16 protein-coding genes are annotated in these 16,257 nt (G+C 67.2%); 12 read left to right on the forward strand and 4 right to left on the reverse strand.

All coding sequences use genetic code 11. The features are described 5' to 3' along the window. The first annotated feature begins 23 nt into the window (after positions 1-23). From cysD to AC07OH_RS08565, 4 genes are read left to right on the forward strand one after another with little or no spacing between them, the layout of a single operon-like run. Entirely contained in the window at positions 24-977 is a 954-nt protein-coding gene (gene cysD, locus AC07OH_RS08550; protein WP_307588654.1) for a sulfate adenylyltransferase subunit CysD, read from the forward strand. Continuing rightward, positions 977-2,314: a sulfate adenylyltransferase subunit 1 gene (locus tag AC07OH_RS08555; RefSeq protein WP_495300290.1), complete on the forward strand. Its 1,338-nt coding sequence runs from the start codon at positions 977-979 to the stop codon at positions 2,312-2,314. The genes cysD and AC07OH_RS08555 overlap by 1 nt, the downstream gene beginning before the upstream one ends. 43 nt (positions 2,315-2,357) lie before the next feature. Beyond that, positions 2,358-2,687, forward strand: coding sequence for a ferredoxin FdxA (fdxA, locus tag AC07OH_RS08560; protein WP_062472491.1), 330 nt, complete (start codon positions 2,358-2,360; stop codon positions 2,685-2,687). Further along, positions 2,645-3,721, forward strand: coding sequence for an NAD(P)/FAD-dependent oxidoreductase (locus tag AC07OH_RS08565; RefSeq protein ID WP_495300291.1), 1,077 nt, complete (start codon positions 2,645-2,647; stop codon positions 3,719-3,721). Before fdxA ends, AC07OH_RS08565 begins: the two co-directional genes overlap by 43 nt. On the opposite strand, the gene AC07OH_RS08570 is transcribed toward AC07OH_RS08565, so the two are convergent. Next, entirely contained in the window at positions 3,708-5,009 is a 1,302-nt protein-coding gene (locus tag AC07OH_RS08570; protein WP_495300292.1) for an aspartate aminotransferase family protein, read from the reverse strand. The genes AC07OH_RS08565 and AC07OH_RS08570 overlap by 14 nt on opposite strands. Positions 5,010-5,124: 115 nt before the next feature. Here AC07OH_RS08570 and AC07OH_RS08575 point away from each other — a divergent pair, with 115 nt between their 5' ends. The 4 genes from AC07OH_RS08575 (at position 5,125) to AC07OH_RS08590 (ending at position 7,683) form a co-directional block, all read left to right on the forward strand. Beyond that, a complete protein-coding gene (locus tag AC07OH_RS08575) occupies positions 5,125-5,865 on the forward strand; it encodes a TetR/AcrR family transcriptional regulator (RefSeq protein ID WP_495300293.1) in 741 nt (246 codons plus the stop codon). Positions 5,866-6,137: 272 nt separating this feature from the next. Next, positions 6,138-6,821, forward strand: coding sequence for a hypothetical protein (locus tag AC07OH_RS08580; protein ID WP_495300294.1), 684 nt, complete (start codon positions 6,138-6,140; stop codon positions 6,819-6,821). Between the two features lie 231 nt (positions 6,822-7,052). Then, the gene (locus AC07OH_RS08585; protein WP_495300295.1) at positions 7,053-7,265 is read left to right on the forward strand and encodes a hypothetical protein; all 213 of its coding nucleotides are present in this window, start codon (positions 7,053-7,055) and stop codon (positions 7,263-7,265) included. 34 nt (positions 7,266-7,299) lie between these two features. Beyond that, on the forward strand, positions 7,300-7,683 hold the full coding sequence (locus tag AC07OH_RS08590; RefSeq protein WP_495300296.1) for a TetR/AcrR family transcriptional regulator C-terminal domain-containing protein: 384 nt from the start codon (positions 7,300-7,302) through the stop codon (positions 7,681-7,683). On the opposite strand, the gene AC07OH_RS08595 is transcribed toward AC07OH_RS08590, so the two are convergent. Beyond that, entirely contained in the window at positions 7,667-8,584 is a 918-nt protein-coding gene (locus AC07OH_RS08595) for a LysR family transcriptional regulator (protein ID WP_369646872.1), read from the reverse strand. The two genes, AC07OH_RS08590 and AC07OH_RS08595, sit on opposite strands and share 17 nt — an antisense overlap. An 84-nt stretch (positions 8,585-8,668) precedes the next feature. Here AC07OH_RS08595 and AC07OH_RS08600 point away from each other — a divergent pair, with 84 nt between their 5' ends. Genes AC07OH_RS08600 through AC07OH_RS08610 form a run of 3 tightly spaced genes read left to right on the forward strand, consistent with a single transcriptional unit; the run spans position 8,669 to position 11,903 of the window. Continuing rightward, a complete protein-coding gene (locus tag AC07OH_RS08600) occupies positions 8,669-9,700 on the forward strand; it encodes a Bug family tripartite tricarboxylate transporter substrate binding protein (protein ID WP_495300297.1) in 1,032 nt (343 codons plus the stop codon). Further along, positions 9,697-10,923, forward strand: coding sequence for a Rieske 2Fe-2S domain-containing protein (locus AC07OH_RS08605; protein WP_495300298.1), 1,227 nt, complete (start codon positions 9,697-9,699; stop codon positions 10,921-10,923). Before AC07OH_RS08600 ends, AC07OH_RS08605 begins: the two co-directional genes overlap by 4 nt. Next, the gene (locus tag AC07OH_RS08610; RefSeq protein WP_495300299.1) at positions 10,920-11,903 is read left to right on the forward strand and encodes a PDR/VanB family oxidoreductase; all 984 of its coding nucleotides are present in this window, start codon (positions 10,920-10,922) and stop codon (positions 11,901-11,903) included. The genes AC07OH_RS08605 and AC07OH_RS08610 overlap by 4 nt, the downstream gene beginning before the upstream one ends. On the opposite strand, the gene AC07OH_RS08615 is transcribed toward AC07OH_RS08610, so the two are convergent. Then, positions 11,877-12,962 carry an adenylate/guanylate cyclase domain-containing protein gene (locus AC07OH_RS08615; protein ID WP_495300969.1) on the reverse strand — a complete coding sequence of 362 codons (1,086 nt, stop codon included), beginning with the start codon at positions 12,960-12,962 and terminating at the stop codon, positions 11,877-11,879. The genes AC07OH_RS08610 and AC07OH_RS08615 overlap by 27 nt on opposite strands. Before the next feature lie 1,147 nt (positions 12,963-14,109). Between AC07OH_RS08615 and AC07OH_RS08620 the strand changes: the two genes are divergently transcribed. After that, positions 14,110-15,450 (forward strand): purine-cytosine permease family protein, encoded by a 1,341-nt coding sequence (locus AC07OH_RS08620; RefSeq protein ID WP_495300300.1) that lies wholly within the window; start codon positions 14,110-14,112, stop codon positions 15,448-15,450. Here AC07OH_RS08620 and thiD read toward each other — a convergent pair. Then, the gene (gene thiD / locus AC07OH_RS08625) at positions 15,395-16,243 is read right to left on the reverse strand and encodes a bifunctional hydroxymethylpyrimidine kinase/phosphomethylpyrimidine kinase (protein ID WP_095950172.1); all 849 of its coding nucleotides are present in this window, start codon (positions 16,241-16,243) and stop codon (positions 15,395-15,397) included. The two genes, AC07OH_RS08620 and thiD, sit on opposite strands and share 56 nt — an antisense overlap. Positions 16,244-16,257 lie beyond the last annotated feature (14 nt).

Consider the following 16,257-nt stretch of genomic DNA (forward strand, 5'->3'; position numbering starts at 1 on the left):
TCTCCGCCTCCAGGACCCATCCGATGAACGCCCGTACCGAAGCCGACCTGCTGCAGCCGCCCATGCATTCACCCGCGAACCTGTCCAACACGCACCTCGACGCGCTGGAAGAAGAAACCATTTTCATCCTGCGCGAAGTGGCTGCCGCCTTCGAGCGCCCCACCCTGCTGTTCTCGGGCGGCAAGGACTCGCTGGTGCTGCTCAAGTGCGCCGAGAAAGCCTTCGGCGTCGGCCGCATTCCCTACCCGCTGCTGATGATCGACACCGGCCACAACTTCCCCGAAGTGACGGCCTACCGCGACCAGCGCGCGCAAGAACTGGGCGCCGAACTCATCGTGCGCAGCGTCGAAGACTCGATGAAGCGCGGCACCGTGCGCCTGGCCCATCCCGGCGAATCGCGCAACGCGCACCAGTCGGTGACGCTGCTCGAGGCGATCGAAGAATTCCGCTTCGACGCGCTGATCGGCGGCGCCCGCCGCGACGAGGAAAAGGCCCGCGCCAAGGAGCGCATCTTTTCGCACCGCGACAGCTTCGGCCAGTGGCAGCCCAAGGACCAGCGCCCCGAGCTGTGGACGCTGTTCAACACGCGCCTGGCCCCCGGCGAACACTTCCGCGTGTTCCCGATCTCCAACTGGACCGAACTCGACGTGTGGCAATACATCGAGCGCGAGAACGTCGGCCTGCCGTCGATCTACTACACGCACAAGCGCGAAGTGGTCGAGCGCCGCGGCCTGCTGGTGCCCGTGACCGAACTCACGCCGCCGCGCGACGGCGAGACCGTGCAGGTGCGCGACGTGCGCTTTCGCACCGTGGGCGACATCACGACCACCTGCCCGGTCGAGAGCCTGGCCGCAGGCGCGGGCGACGTGGTGCTGGAGACGCTGTCGGTCGACGTCAGCGAGCGCGGCGCCACGCGCATGGACGACATGACGTCCGAAGCTTCGATGGAAAAACGCAAGAAAGACGGTTACTTCTGATGAGCGCAACGATCGCAACCCCCGCCACGACCGACGTCCACGGCGACACCGGCACCGCCCTGCGCTTCATCACCTGCGGCTCGGTCGATGACGGCAAGAGCACGCTCATCGGCCGCCTGCTGGTCGACAGCAAGACCGTGCTGCAAGACCAGCTGGCCGGCGTTCAGCGCGGCGGCGAAACCGACCTGGCCCTGCTGACCGACGGCCTCTCGGCCGAGCGCGAGCAAGGCATCACGATCGACGTGGCCTACCGCTACTTCTCGACCGCCAAGCGCAAGTTCATCATCGGCGACGCGCCGGGCCACGAGCAGTACACGCGCAACATGGTCACGGCCGTCTCGGCCGCCGACGCGGCCGTGGTGCTGGTCGATGCCACCAAGCTGGCCTGGGCCGCCGAGGTCGAAGACGGCACCGTGGTCAAGCGCGAGCTGCTGCCGCAGACGCGCCGCCACACGCTGCTGGCCCACCTGCTGCGCGTGCAGTCGATCGTGTTCGCGGTCAACAAGCTCGACGCCATCGACGACGCCGCGCTCGCCTTCGAGCGCATCTCGACCGCGCTGAACGCCTTTGCCGAAGCGGCCGGCGTGAAGGTCGCGGCCATCGTGCCGATCTCGGCCCTCAAGGGCTGGAACGTGGCCACGCGCCATGCCGACTGGGTCGGCTACGAAGGCCCGAGCCTGCTCGAGCTGCTCGAAGACCTGCCCGTGACCGCGCAGGACGAAGCCGTGCCCTTTGCTTTCCCGGTGCAGTGGGTCGAGAAGTTCTCGGCCTCGGCCGACACCTCGCAGGGCCGCCGCGTGTTCTGGGGCCGCGTCGCCTCGGGCCACGTGGAGCCCGGCCAGCGCGTGACCGTGCTGCCGAGCAACCAGACCGCCACCGTCGCCCAGGTGCTGAGCCACACGCGCCAGCCGAAGACCGTGCATGCGGGCCACAGCGCCGGCATCGTGCTCGACCGCGAACTCGACGTGTCGCGCGGCGACTGGCTGCTGGCGCCCGAGGCCTTCGAGCCCGTGCGCGAGATCACCGCCACCGTGGCCTGGCTCGACGACGAGCCGCTGGTTGCGGGCCGCGTGTACTGGGCGCTGCAGGGCCACCGCTGGGTCAAGGCCAAGGTGGCGCGCATCGTCGATCGCGTGAACATCACGACCCTCGAATCCGAGCCGGCGACCCAGCTGGAGGCCAATTCCATCGGCGATGTGGTGCTCGCGCTGCAGCAGCCGCTGGCCGTCCTGCCCTTCGCCCAATCGCGTGCCCTGGGGTCGCTGGTGCTGGTCGATACGGCCTCTCATCGCACCTCCGCCGCCGTGCTCGTGCAGCCGCCCGCCGCAAAGGCCTAAAATCTAGGGTTTTCCAGCCCCTTCTCCTGACGCTAAAAGACAAATGACCCACGTCGTCTCCGAAGCCTGCATCCGTTGCAAATACACCGACTGCGTGGACGTTTGCCCCGTCGACTGTTTCCGCGAAGGTCCCAACATGCTGGTGATCGACCCGGATGAATGCATCGACTGCGCCGTCTGCATCCCCGAATGCCCGGTCAATGCGATCTACGCCGAGGAAGACCTGCCGGCCGACCAGATCGCCTTCATCAAGCTGAACGCCGAGCTGGCCCTGGCCGACGGCTGGAAGAGCATCACCAAGCGCAAGCCCGCCCTGCCCGAAGCCGAGGAGTGGAAGGACAAGACGGGCAAGATCTCGGAGCTCGTGCGCTGAGCCAGGCGCCCGCACCGATCGAGACCGACGCGCTGATCATCGGCGCCGGTCCGGTCGGCCTGTTCCAGGCCTTCCAGCTGGGCCTGCTCGAGATTTCCTGCCACATCGTCGATGCGCTGCCCGCCGCGGGCGGCCAGTGCGTGGCGTTGTACGGCCACAAGCCGATCTACGACATTCCCGGCACCCCGGTCACCAGCGGGCGCGATCTGGCGCAATCGCTGCTGCAGCAGGTGGCGCCATTCAAGCCGCAATTCCACTTCGGCGAGCAGGTTTCTACGCTGGCCCGCCAGGCCGATGACCGCCTGCTGCTGACCACCTCGACCGGCACCGCCTTCCTCGCGAAGACCGTGTTCATTGCGGCCGGCGTCGGCGCCTTCGTGCCCAAGCGCATCACCGTCGACGGGATCGCTCAGTTCGAAGGCTCGACGCTGTTTTATCACCCCGATTCGCTCGACCGCTTCGCCGGCCAGACGGTCGTGGTGAACGGTGGCGACGACGTCGCGCTCGAAACCGCCATCGCCCTCACGGCCCTGGCCAAACAGGTGACGCTGGTCCACCGTCGCGACGGCTTCCAGGCCGACGAGGCGAACGTGGCCGCCATGCGCGCCCTCGTGGCCGACGGCAAGCTGGCCTTCCGGGTCGGTCAGCCGAGCGCCTTCGACGGCAAGCAACTGCAGATCACCATGCCCGACGCCACCACGGTCGAGCTTCCGCTCGATGCGCTGGTCGCCTGCCTGGGCATTTCGCCGCGCCTGGGCCCCATCGCCGACTGGGGCCTCGAGCTGGAGCGCAAGCAGGTGCCCGTCGACACCGAGAAGTACGAAACCCGCGAGCCCGGTGTGTTCGCGGTGGGCGACATCAACACCTACCCGGGCAAGAAGAAGCTCATCGTCTGCGGCTTCCACGAGGCCACGCTGGCGGCCTGGGGCGCCGCGGCGCGGGTGTTCCCCGGCAAGGCGATCCCGCTGCAGTACACGACCACCAGCACGCGCCTGCACGAGCTGCTGGGCGTGGCGGGCACTACCCTGCGCTGAGCAGCAGCGGCCGGTAGGCCTCGATGAAGTTGCCCACGGCGGCGACGTAGCGGTCGATATCCTGCGCCGACAACGGCAGCGAGAGCACGACGAATCCGCGCGGCGAGGTGTAGATCCCCTGGTCCAGCAGGTGGAAGAACAGCAGCTGCCGCAAGCGCCCGTCCACCGCCGCCAGGTCGGCCACGCACCGCACCTCGCCCCGCAGGAAATGCGCATTCATGAGCGAACCCACGCCGGTGAACTGCATCGCGACACCCTCGCGTTCGCACAGCACGTTGAGCCGTGACCGCATCGCCTCGCCGCGCTCGGCCAATGCTGCTGCCGCCTTCGGCGTGAACAGCTGCTTGAGGCCTGCATAGCCGGCCGCCATCGTCATCACGTTGTTGTTGAAGGTGCCCGAGTGCGCGAGCGCGCCGGTGCGCGGGTCGAACTGCGCCATCACGTCGGCTCGCCCACCGAAGGCGCCGAAGGACATGCCGCCACCGATGTACTTGCCCAGCGTCGTCAGATCGGAGCGAATGCCCAGCCCGTTCGCCAGCCCGTGCGGCCCCAGCCGCGACGTCATCACCTCGTCGAAGACCAACAGCGCGCCGACCCGCGTGGCGCCGTCGCGCAGCGCCTGCAGGAAATCGCGCCCGCCCAGAATGCAGCCGCTCGCGCCCTGCATCGGTTCGACCAGGATGGCGGCGATGTCCGCACCGTGTTCGTCGATCTGCGCGCGCGCCGTGTCCGCGTCGTTGTAGGGCAGCACGAGGAAATCGAAGGGCACGGTGGTCGGCGACGGCTGGTCGCCGAAGCCGAGCACGCCGCCGTGATAACCGCCCGAGAACACCACGATCTTGCGCCGCCCCGTGAAGCGCAGCGCGGCCGTGAGCGCCATCAGGTTCGCCTCGGTGCCCGAGTTGGTGAAGCGCAGCTGCTCGACCTGCGGAAAGCGCTCGCAGATCGTCTGCGCGAGCCGACCTTCGAGCAGGTTGTGGCCCGTGAGGTTGATGCCGCCCTGCATCGCCTCGATGACCGCCTCGCGGATCTCGGGCGCCGAGTGGCCGTAGACGCCGGCCGTGTACTCGGCGATGAAGTCGGTGTAGCGATGGCCGTCCGCGTCCCAGAGCGCCGCGCCTTCGCCCTTGGCGATGGTGAGCGGGAACGGCGCGTAGAACAGCACCGAGCGGCTGTTGGCACCGGGCATGTAGCGCGTCTGCGCCTCGAAGCGGCGCAGGCTTTCCGGGTTGCCGTCGGTGAAGCGTTGATGGGCCTGGGCCAGGGCCTGGTCGATGGCGGTCGTCATGGGAGACATCCTTTGGGAGTGGAACGTGCCGGGAGCGCCCGGCTCGCTTAATTGATCAATGCTCAATTAATAATATTTATACAATCAATTCACCCGCTGCACAATGGCCGCATCCATGAAGAAAAAAGTCCCCGAGCCTCGCCCCCGGACGGCCGGCCGCCCTGCCGGCGGTGCGGCGCTGTCGAAGCAGCGCATCGCCGAAGCCGCGCTGGCGCACATCGACGCCTTCGGCCTCGGCGCCTTCAGCATGCGAGAGATCGCGGCGCAGCTCGGCGTGTACCCGGCCACGGTGCACTGGCATGTCAGCACGCGCGAGGCCCTGCTGGCCGAAGTCGCCGCCACGGTCATGGCGCAGGTCACGCCGCCCAAGGGCACGCTCGCCTGGCAGGACTGGATCGCCGAGCTGTTCCACCGCTGCCGCGCCGCGGTGCGGCAGCACCCGAACGTGGCGCAGCTGCTCGGGGCGCAGCTGGTGTCCAACGGCAGCCTGCCGACCGAACTGGTCGAAGGCGTACTGGCGGCACTGACCGAGGCCGGCTTCGACGGCGAGCCGCTGCGCGAGGCCTACAACTGCGTGATCGCCGCGATGCTGGGCTTCCTGACGATGGAGTTCTCGCCCCTGCCCGCCGACAACACGCAGGCCTGGGCCGAAGAGCTGCGCGAACGCGTCCACACGATCCGCCCGCTCGACCATCCGGTGCTCACGCGCCACCTGCCGCAGCTGGCCAACAAGGCCTTCATCCTGCGCTGGGACAACGGCACCACCGTGCCGCTCGACAGCAGTTTCGAGCGGCACATCCAGATCACGATCGACGGGTTGGAAGCGTTCGCGCGCAGGCTCAAGCCGGTGCAGTGAGCGACTCATAGGGCTCCGCGGTCTCTGTGCGTTCGAATTCGCCCTTACAACGCATGAAGCGAAGCAAATCGCCAAAACCATCTAGCACCGAGCAAACTGCAGGAAACCGTACGAACCGCATGCGACATCGCCACACGATCTAAAGCATTTTCCTGAGATACCCGCTCTTCAGATAGCTTAGCGACTAAGCTTGCGACTTTTTCCGTGCCGAGAGAAAAATCGCATCGCACGCGCCTTGGGGCTGACGGCCTTCTAACAACCAAAACCGAATAATGGAAAATTCAAGAGCATTCAGCTTCGACGAAGCATTAGAAAAATTCGAAGCCACTTGGAATAGGCTCACCAGCGTCATTCCTTCAACGCCCACGACTGCATTCCTGTCTACATCAAGTAGCGTAGAAAGCGCACTAGCGATGACAAGGTCCCTTGGCAGTGAAAAATCAGAATTTTTCCTTATCGATGAAATTCAAGAGCGTGGAATCCAAATAGCAATTGAAGCTGCGGCCAGGCAATGCGAAAAAATCATCACGCAAACCAACCTTTCTGGATTTCGGTTAGACAGAAAAGCACTCGACGAATTCTTGCAAGAGCTCGATTCACTAGTTAAATTATGGGCTAGAAATGTAACAGGGGTTATTGAATTTTCTACCCTACGCGCTTTCGACAAAACACTAAGAGCACTATCCACAACCAATGGTGCAGCCAAGCAAGAAGCAGTACAAACTGCAGAGTTACTAAAGCAAAAGATTGAAGCCCTTTCCGAAGTTGAGAAAAAATGGAGCGATTTCAAGGAATCAATCCTTGAACAGGAAGGCAAAGTCATTGCAGACGTTGCTGTCTTTGATGACACCATCAATCGCTACAAGGCGGCTGAGCCGGAGCTAGACAAAATTCTGACCAAATTGGAAAAAGTCGGTTTAGGGGCAGAGTTTCGAAGAAAAGAACAAGAAATTTAGATACAAAAAAATCAATGGGGCACCCGCCTTCGGGCTTCACTTCTTTTTTTACTTCTTTGTGCAATATCCCAGTTAACTTTTCTGGAAGAACTAACCAACCTCACTCCGGGCGGCTTATTCTTTCGAGTATCAATCGCAGTTCCAGTAATTTGGTGGTCATGGTTTTGCGCAAAACAGTATGGCTACGCGGCTCGTATCGAGGAGGACTACGCATTTAAAGCTGCTACCGCCATGTCGTTCGAAGGCTACAAAAAGGAAGCTGCAACAGTTGACCCGGAAATGTTAAAGAAGCTTCTGGACTCGACAATTCAGACTTTTGGAGAAAATCCACTTCGTATTTATAAACTTCCTGGCGATGCGGCAAGCCCTCTTCAAGATGTCAGTGACACCATAGCCAAGCACACTGAAATCATTAAGGAAACCTTAAAAAGATCCAAAGACTAGCTGTGATGCTCCAATCGGTTTTATCGGGCAATTTATGTCGAACGGCAGCCTGTCGACCGAACTGGTCGAGGGCGTGCTGGCGGCGCTGACCGAGGCCGGCTTCGACGGCGAACCGCTGCGGGAGGCCTACAACTGCGTGATCGCCGCGATGCTGGGCTTCCTGACGATGGAGTTCTCGCCCCTGCCCGCCGACAACACGCAGGCCTGGGCCGAAGAGCTGCGCGAGCGCGTCCACACGATCCGCCCGCTCGACCACCCCGTGCTTACGCGCCACCTGCCGCAGCTGGCGAACCAGGCCTTCATCCTGCGCTGGGACAACGGCACCACCGTGCCGCTCGACAGCAGTTTCGAGCGGCACATCCAGATCACGATCGACGGGTTGGAAGCGTTCGCGCGCAGGCTCAAGCCGGCGCAGTGAGCGCGATGCGCAGCAGCGCGTCCTTCAGCCACAGCACGCCCGCATCCGAATTCGAGCGGCGGTTCCAGCAGACGACCGAGCGGTAGCCCGGTAGCTCGAAGGGCAACGGGTGCACCGCGAGGCGATCGCGAAAGCGCTCGGCCACGCGCAGCGGCAGCACGGCGACATGGTCGGTCTGCGCCAGCAGGTCGACGATCTGGCCGAAGCTGGTCATCGCCACGCGCATGCTGCGCGTGCGCCCTTGCCGCGCCAGCACCTGGTCGATGAGGTCGTCGAGCGCCGAGCTGCCGTAGCCGAGGAACACATGCGGCGCTTCGCAGAACGCATCGAGCGTGGCCGCCTCGCCCAGCGTCGGATGGCCGCGCCGTACCGCGACCACGTAGCGGTCTTCGTACAGCAGCGCCGATTCGCAATCGCTCGGCGGCTGCAGGCGCGGCAGCACGGCCACGTCGAAGTCGCCCTTGCGCAGGCGCTCGGTGAGCGTGAGGAAGGAGCTGGTCTCCCAGTGCAGGCGGATGCGCGAGCCGCAGGCCACGAGTTCGTTGGCGAGTGTCGGCAGCAGCAGGTGACTCGCGTAGTCACTGCCCGAGATGCGGAAGATGCGCTGCGACGACGCCGGCTCGAAGCCCTCGCCGGGCTCCAGCATCGCGGACAGGTCGGCCAGCACGCGCTCGACCTGACCGGCCAGCGCATGGGCGCGCGCGGTGGGCTCCACGCCGTGGGCCGTGCGCGTGAACAGCGGATCGCCGAAGGTGTCGCGCAGCCGGTTGAGCGAGGCACTCACCGCCGGCTGGCTCAGGAAGAGCCGGGTCGCCGCGCGCGACACGCTGCGTTCGCGCATCAGGGCATCGAAGGTCCGCAGCATGCCGACGTCGAGGCTGCGGATATCACGTTGGGCCATATCTCATATTCAAAGCTTCGAATTGCCCGCGGGGCAGGCTGTCCGTATCGTCCAGCGCACAAGTACAACACGACTGGAGACACGATGAATCGGTTCAGACCCTCGCCGCCCGAAGCACATGCGGCGGACAAGACATGCACCACGCGCCGCCATGCACTCGGTGTGCTCGGTGCCGGCATCGCGGCCCTCGCCGCCGGCCCCGCCTTCGCGCAACCCGCGCCCTTTCCCAACCGCGTGGTGCGCATCGTGCCCTTCGGCTCGCCCGGCGGACCGATGGACGCCATCGCCCGCGTCTATGCCGAGAAGCTCAAGGCGCGCTGGAACCAACCGGTGATCGTCGAGGCCCGTCCCGGCGCCAGCGGCACCATCGCGGCCGACGCCGTCGCCAAGGCCGCGCCCGACGGTTACACCGTGCTGCTCACGCTGCCGCTCACGCACATCAACAACGTGGTGCTGCAGCCCAAGCTGCCCTACGACCCGGTGAAAGACTTCGAGCCGCTGTCGCAGCTGGCCACAGGCGGCCCGATGCTGATCGCCCGCGCCTCGGCGCCCTTCTCCACCGTGCGCGAGTTCGTGGCCTACGCCAAGGCGCATCCCGGCGTTTCGTACGGCACCTGGGGCAACGGCTCCAACGCGCACCTGTTCGGCGAACTGCTGGCGCGCCAGAACCACATCGACCTGGTGCACGTGCCCTACAAGGCCGAGGCCGCCGCGCACAACGACATGTTCGGCGAAGCGCTGGGCGTGGCCTGGGCCAACCCCGCGACCGCACGCGGCCTCGCACAGGCCGGGCGCATCAAGGTGCTGGGCATCACGGGCCGCCAGCGCGTGCGCTCGATGCCCAACGTGCCGACCTTCACCGAACAGGGCTTCGCAGGCTTCGACCTCGACAGCTGGATCGGCGTGTATGCGCCCGCGCGCACGCCGCAGCCCGTGCTCGACGAATGGTCGCTCGCGCTGCGCGAGATCACGAAGCTGCCCGACATCCAGGAGCGGCTGGCCGGCTACGGCTTCGAGCCGCTGGGCAGCACGCCCGCCGAATTCCGTGCCGGCTACAAGGCCGACTTTCCCCGCGTGGCGGACCTGATCAAGGCCGCAGGAGTCACCCCCGAATGAGCGCCGTTGTCCCCCCTTCCGCCACGTCCGAGTGGCAACCCATCGCCTTCGACACCGGTACCGCCTACGGCCGCAAGGCGCCGAGCCACAAACCCGAGCTGACCGAGGTCGGCGCGGGCACGCCCATGGGCGAGCTGCTGCGCCGCTACTGGCACCCCATCGGCCTGGCCGCCGACGCCACCGACACGCCGCGCCAGGTGCGCGTGCTGGGCGAAGACCTCATCCTGTTCCGCGACAAGAAAGGCCGCGCGGGCCTCGTGCACTGGCGCTGCGCGCACCGCGGAGCGTCGCTCTACTACGGGCGCGTGGAAGAAGAAGGCATCCGCTGCTGCTACCACGGCTGGATGTTCGACGTGCAGGGCCACTGCGTCGACCAGCCCTGCGAACCCGATGGCGGTGCGCGCAGCCGCGGCCGCGTGCGCCAGCCCTGGTACCCGGTGCAGGAGCAGTACGGCCTGATCTGGGCCTACCTCGGCCCGGCCGACAAGAAGCCCGTGCTGCCACGCTACGACTGTCTCGAAACCATGGACGACGGCGAGACCCTGGAAGCCGACGGCAACAGCATCGGCGGCGGCGGGCCGCAGGTCATTCCCTGCAACTGGCTGCAGCACTACGAGAACGTGGCCGACCCGTTTCACGTGCCCGTGCTGCACGGCAGCTTCAGCGGCACGCAGTTCGTGGCGCTCATGGGTCAGATGCCCGACGTGAGCTTCGAGAGCACCGAGACCGGCGTGACGATCACCTCGATCCGCACGCTCGAAGACGGCAGCACCTTCCGCCGCGTGGCCGGCCCCGTGCTGCCGACGCTGCGCGTGGTGCCCAATCCGCGCGTGGCGGCCTACGGACGCGTCGAGTCGATCGGCTGGGTGCTGCCGATCGACGACCACAGCTTTCGCATCTACACCGTCGGCCGCGTGAAAACCCCGGGCGATCTCGCCCGCGTGCGCTCGCGCCTGAACGGCAAGCTGTGGGAAGAGCTGAGCGAGGCCGAGCACCGCGCCTTCCCCGGCGACTACGAGGCGCAGGTGAGCCAGGGCGCCATCACGGCGCATTCGGAAGAGCACCTGGCCTCGTCCGACCGCGGCATCGTGATGCTGCGCCGGCTGCTGCAGCGCCAGCTCGATGCGGTGCGTGAAGGCCGCGACCCGGCCGGCGTGAGCTTCGACCCCGCGGCCCCGCCCGTACAGTTCGAGGCCGGCAACTTCCTCGTGCCCAAGGAATGAATGGCGTGTCGGGCGGCGCAGGCATCGCAGTGCGGGTGGCGCGCAAGACGGTCGAGGCCGAAGGCGTGGCCGGCTTCCGGCTGGTACCCGTCGATGGCGAGCGCTTGCCGGCCTTCACGCCGGGCGCGCACATCGACGTCTCATTGCCAGGCGGGCTGGTGCGCCAGTATTCGCTGTGCAACGCATCGGCCCCTGACGGCGAGGGGCACTACGAGATCGGCGTGCTGCGCGACGCCGCCTCGCGCGGCGGCTCGCGGGCGATGCACGACGCCGTCCATGAAGGCTCGGTGTTGCAGATCGGCCCACCTCGCAACCTCTTCGCGCTCGACGAAAGCGCAACGCACAGCCTGCTGCTGGCCGGCGGCATCGGCGTGACGCCGCTGCTGTCGATGGCGCAGCGGCTGGCCACGCTGGGGGCCGACTTCGCGCTGCACTGCTGCAGCCGCTCGGCGGCGCGCGCGCCCTACCGGCGGCGGCTCGAAGACAGCGCGTTCGCGCACAAGGTGTTCTTTCACTACGACGACGGCCCGCCCGCACAGCACATCGATCTCGCGGCGACCCTCGGCCGTCCGGCGCCGGGCCGACACGTCTATGTCTGCGGCCCCTCGGGCTTCCTCGAGGCCGTGCGCACGACAGCGCGCGCCCTGCACTGGGCGGACACGCAGGTGCACTTCGAATCGTTCTCGGCCGCCGCACCGCGGGCCGATGGACAAGGCAGCTTCGAGGTCGAACTGCACCGCTCGCGCCGCGTCGTCCATATCCCCGCGACGATGACCGTGCTGGACGCGCTCGCCGCCGAGGGCATCGAGATCCCGGTCTCGTGCGCGCAGGGCGTCTGCGGCACCTGCCTCACGCGTGTGCTCGCGGGCGAGGTCGCGCACCACGACCTCTACCTGACACCCGCCGAGCAGGCGGCCAACGACTGCTTCCTGCCCTGCTGCTCGCGGGCCCGCTCACCGAGGTTGGTGCTCGACCTCTAGCAGCTCGTAGAGCACCATCCGCGTCTGCCGCCCCCGCAGCTCGATCTGCTCCTCGATGCGCCGCGTGGCCAGACGCCCGCCCAGCCCTTCGAAGGTCGCTTCGGACATCAGCGTGCGCGTGCCCAGTTGCTTGTTGGTGCCCTCGATGCGGCTGGCCGCATTGATCACGTCGCCCAGCGCGGTGTACGACAGCCGGTCGCTCGAGCCGAGCACCCCGGCGATCACGACGCCGGTGTGCATGCCGATGCGCGTGCGAAAAGGCTGGAGGCCCTCGGCCTGCCAACGGCGGTTGAGCTCGGTCATCTCGGCGTGCAGTTCGAGCGAGGCCGCGCAGGCGCGGTACTCCGCGTCGGGCAGGTCGGTGGGCGCGCCCCACAGCACCATGATGCCGTCGCCCATGAACTTGTCGATCACGCCGCCGTGGCGCGCGAACACGCGGGTCGCGAGGTTGAAGTAGTCGGTCAGCTGCCGCATCAGCACGTCGGCCGGCATCGATTCCGCGATGGCCGTGAATCCTTCCACATCGGTGAACATCGCGGTGATGCGACGCGGCGACCCGTTGGGTTCGAGGGCATGCCCTTCGGCGATGAGCTGGCGGATCACGTCCACCGGCACGAACTTGCGAAAGGCCTGCAGGCTGCGCGCGGATTCGTCCAGCGCCTGGTTCAGGTGCTGGATCTCGAGCACGCGGCTCGACTCGCGCGGCAGGTCGTCCAGCTCGAGCCGCCCGATGCGCCGCGCCGTGCGCGAGAGACTTTCGATGGGCGCGGTCACCAGCTTCGACAGGCGCAGCGAAATGAAGAGCGCGATCGCCAGGAACGCCAACACCAGCAGCAGCGACCACAGCACGTTGCGATGCAGCGCGCCCAGCAGCGCCTCTTCGGGCTCCCAACTCACAAGATGCCAGTCGGTGGCCGGAATGCGCGAGGTCTGCACCTGGTAGTGCATGCCCTCGTGCACGAGCGCAAAAGCCATGTCCTCGGTCCAGCCGCGGCTGCCGTTGGCCAGCATGTGGGTGTGCAGCGCACCGAGCACGCCCTCGTCCGGGTCTTCGAGCATGCGCACGGAATGCGGGTGGTCGCTGCGCGCGATCACGTGGTGATCGGCGCTCAACAGCGCGCTGTGGCCGTGGCCCGTGCCACCGAACAGGCGCACGAGGTTGGAGAGATGCCCCAGCGACACGCTGGCGACCGCCACGATCGTCTGCGTGACGCCCTCCTCGTCCTGCCGCCGGCTCGGCCGCGCGTGGCTCACGCCGAGCTCCTTCATCGAGGGCAGCACGAAGGGCGCGGTCCACACGGCGCGCTGCGCCTTCTCGGCCTGCGTGAACCAGTCCTGGTGCACCGGGTCGTCCTCGCTGCGAAAGGCCTCGATGCGCGTCGTCTCGTAGCGCCGCCGCGGGTCTTCGTCGTCGTCGCTGTCGGGCGGCGACTTGTACTCCCAGGTCTCGGTGCTGAAGTCTTTCTCGCGCAGCACCTGCCGCACCACCGGCGCGGGGTGGCGCATGGCCATCAAGAAATGGCCGTCGTCGCTGCCCACGCCGATGCTGTCGATTTCAGGTGTCTGTTCCAGCGCGGCCCAGAGCAGCTCGGCGGTCTGCTCGCCGTCGTGGCCCGCCGGGTGCAGGTCGGGCGTGTGGGCGATGGCGCGCACCAGGCCCTCGGTCTTGGCCAGGAAGGCGAGGATGTTGTCCTCGACCCGGTCGTGGTTGACCTTGTGCGCCGACTCGCCCACCTTCGACACCAGCTTCTCCGCCCCCCAGTAGCCGAAGGCCACCAGCAGCAGCGACTGCAGCAGCGCGACCGCGCAGATGATGGTGCCGACGTCGACCCGGAAGCGCCGCAGGCGGGTGCGCGGCGCGTTCGCGGGTGGCGCCGGTGCCGGTCCCGGGTGCTTGAAATCGTCTGCCATGTGTCGTGGTTCCCCCGGGGCATGTGAAACCGCCCTCGCGACGCGGATTTTCGTGCGTCTGCGGCGTTCTGCCGCGCGAGGATAAAATCCGCCCCGCGCCGCAGTTCGCTGGGGCGCATCGCTAGGGGTGTCGAACCGGATTGTTCCGGGGCTGACTGAGAGAGTCCCTTTGAACCTGACTGAGGTAATCCTCGCGCAGGGAAGCTGGTCCGGTGGCCTGTCGCGTTGTCTCGCGCGACGGCCGCGCCACTGGAGCCTCGCCCACCTGCCAAACCTTTTGCACTGGAGCAAACGGATGGCACACAACGACAACGACAGTTCCGCTTCGTCCGGCAACGAAGCGCTCACGCCCCTGCCTGCCTCCCGGCGCGTTTTCGGCTGGCACGACCACGCCTCGCTGTGGTTCAGCCTCGGCGTCGGGCTGCTGGTGATGCAGATCGGCGCCTACCTGGTGCCGGCCGTGGGCACGCGCGACGCGGCGCTGGCCATCGTGCTGGGCTCGCTGCTCGGCGCCGGGCTGCTGGCCTGGACCGCGCGGCTGGGCTGCGAAACCGGGCTGGCCAGCGCCGGCCTGATGCACGCCACCTACGGCAGCGCCTTCGCGCGGCTGCCGGTGCTGCTCAACATCGTGCAGCTGGTGGGCTGGACCACCTTCGAACTCGTGATCATGCGCGAGGGCACGCAGGCCATCGGGCAGCAGACATTCGGCGCCGCGCTGGGCACGGCCTGGGGCGGCGTGCTGACCACGCTGCTGTGGGGCGCGGTGCTGCTGGCGCTGCTGGCCGGCTCGATGGTGAAGCTGGTGCGCCGCTTCGTGAGCCGCTTCGGCCTGCCGCTGGTGGTGCTGTCGCTGCTGTGGCTCAGCTGGCAGTTCGCCACGCAGCTGCACGCCAAGGGCCTGGACGCCTTCTGGGCACGGCCGGGCAACGGCAGCATGGGCATGTTCAGCGCGCTCGACCTCGTGATCGCGATGCCGGTGTCGTGGCTGCCGCTGGTGGCCGACTACGCGCGCCACGGCAAGCGCAGCGCCGGGGGCGGCCTGGGCAGCGCGTTCAGCGGCACCTGGATCGGCTACGCGCTCGCCAACATCTGGTGCTACGCGCTGGGCGTGATGGTGGTGAGCGTGGCCGAGCCGGGCACCAGCCTCGTCACGGCGCTGCTGCTGGCCCAGGGCGGGCTGGTGGCGCTGGGCCTGATTCTCATCGACGAACTCGACAACGCCTATGGCGACGTGTACTCGGGCTCGGTGTCCACGCACAGCCTGCTGCCGCGCTGGAGCGTGAAGCGCTGGGGCCTGCTGCTGGCGGTGCTGTGCATCGGGCTGGCGCTGGTGCTGCCGATGCACACGCTCGAACCCTTCCTGCTGCTGCTGAGCTCGGTGTTCGTGCCGCTGTACGGCGTGATCCTCGGACGGCTGGGCAGCGGAAGTGCCGTGTCGGCGAACGGCACGCGCACCATCGACTGGGGCGCGGCGCTGATCTGGCTCGCGGGCATCGCGGCCTACCACGCGCTCGCCAAGTGGGCGCCGCAGTTCGGCTCGGCGTTGCCGACGCTGGCGGCGACCTTCGTGCTGGCCTGGCTCAGCCGGCCGACAGCGGCAAGCGGTGGGTCGGCACTGGCGCAAAGCCGTGGTTGAGCGGACCGTGGCCCGCGCCGACCAACACATCCGCACCGGCGCGCATCGCGCCGAGGATGTACGCGCGTGCGCGCTCGACCGCCTCCGGCAGCGCCAGCCCCAATGCCAGGTGCGCGGCGATGGCCGACGAGAGCGTGCAGCCGGTGCCGTGCAGATTGCGGCTGGCGATGCGCTGCGACGCGAGCCGCTTGCGCGCGCCGCTGCGCTCCAGCAGCACGTCGACCACCTCGTCGCCCGGCAGGTGGCCGCCCTTGAGCAGCACGGCCTTCGCGCCAAGCGCGAGCAGCTCGTCGGCCGCGCCGTCGAGCGCGTCGATGCCGCCGATGGCATGGCCGACCAGCAAGGCGGCCTCGTCGAGGTTGGGCGTGACCACCACGGCGCGCGGGAACAGCTCGCGCACCAGCACCTGCACGGTCTCGGCCGCGATCAGGCGGTCGCCGCTGGTGGCGATCATCACGGGGTCAAGCACCACGTTCTTCAGCTGGTAGCGGTCGATGGCCCAGGCCACGACCTCGACCACCTCGGGCGCGTGCAGCATGCCGAGCTTGACGGCGTCGACGCCGATGTCTTCCACCACCGCCTGGATCTGCGCCTTCAGGAAGTCGGGCGGCACGCCGTGGATGCCCGAGACGCCCACCGTGTTCTGCGCGGTGAGCGCGGTGATGGCCGTCATGCCGTAGCAGCCGAGGGCCGCGAAGGTCTTGAGGTCGGCCTGGATGCCGGCGCCGCCGCCGCTGTCCGAGCCGGCGATGGAGAGCACGCGTGCGTAGCGCTGGGTGGGTGCTTGGGTCATGTCGAAAATTATCG

Source organism: Variovorax sp. GW821-FHT10C12, assembly GCF_059415405.1.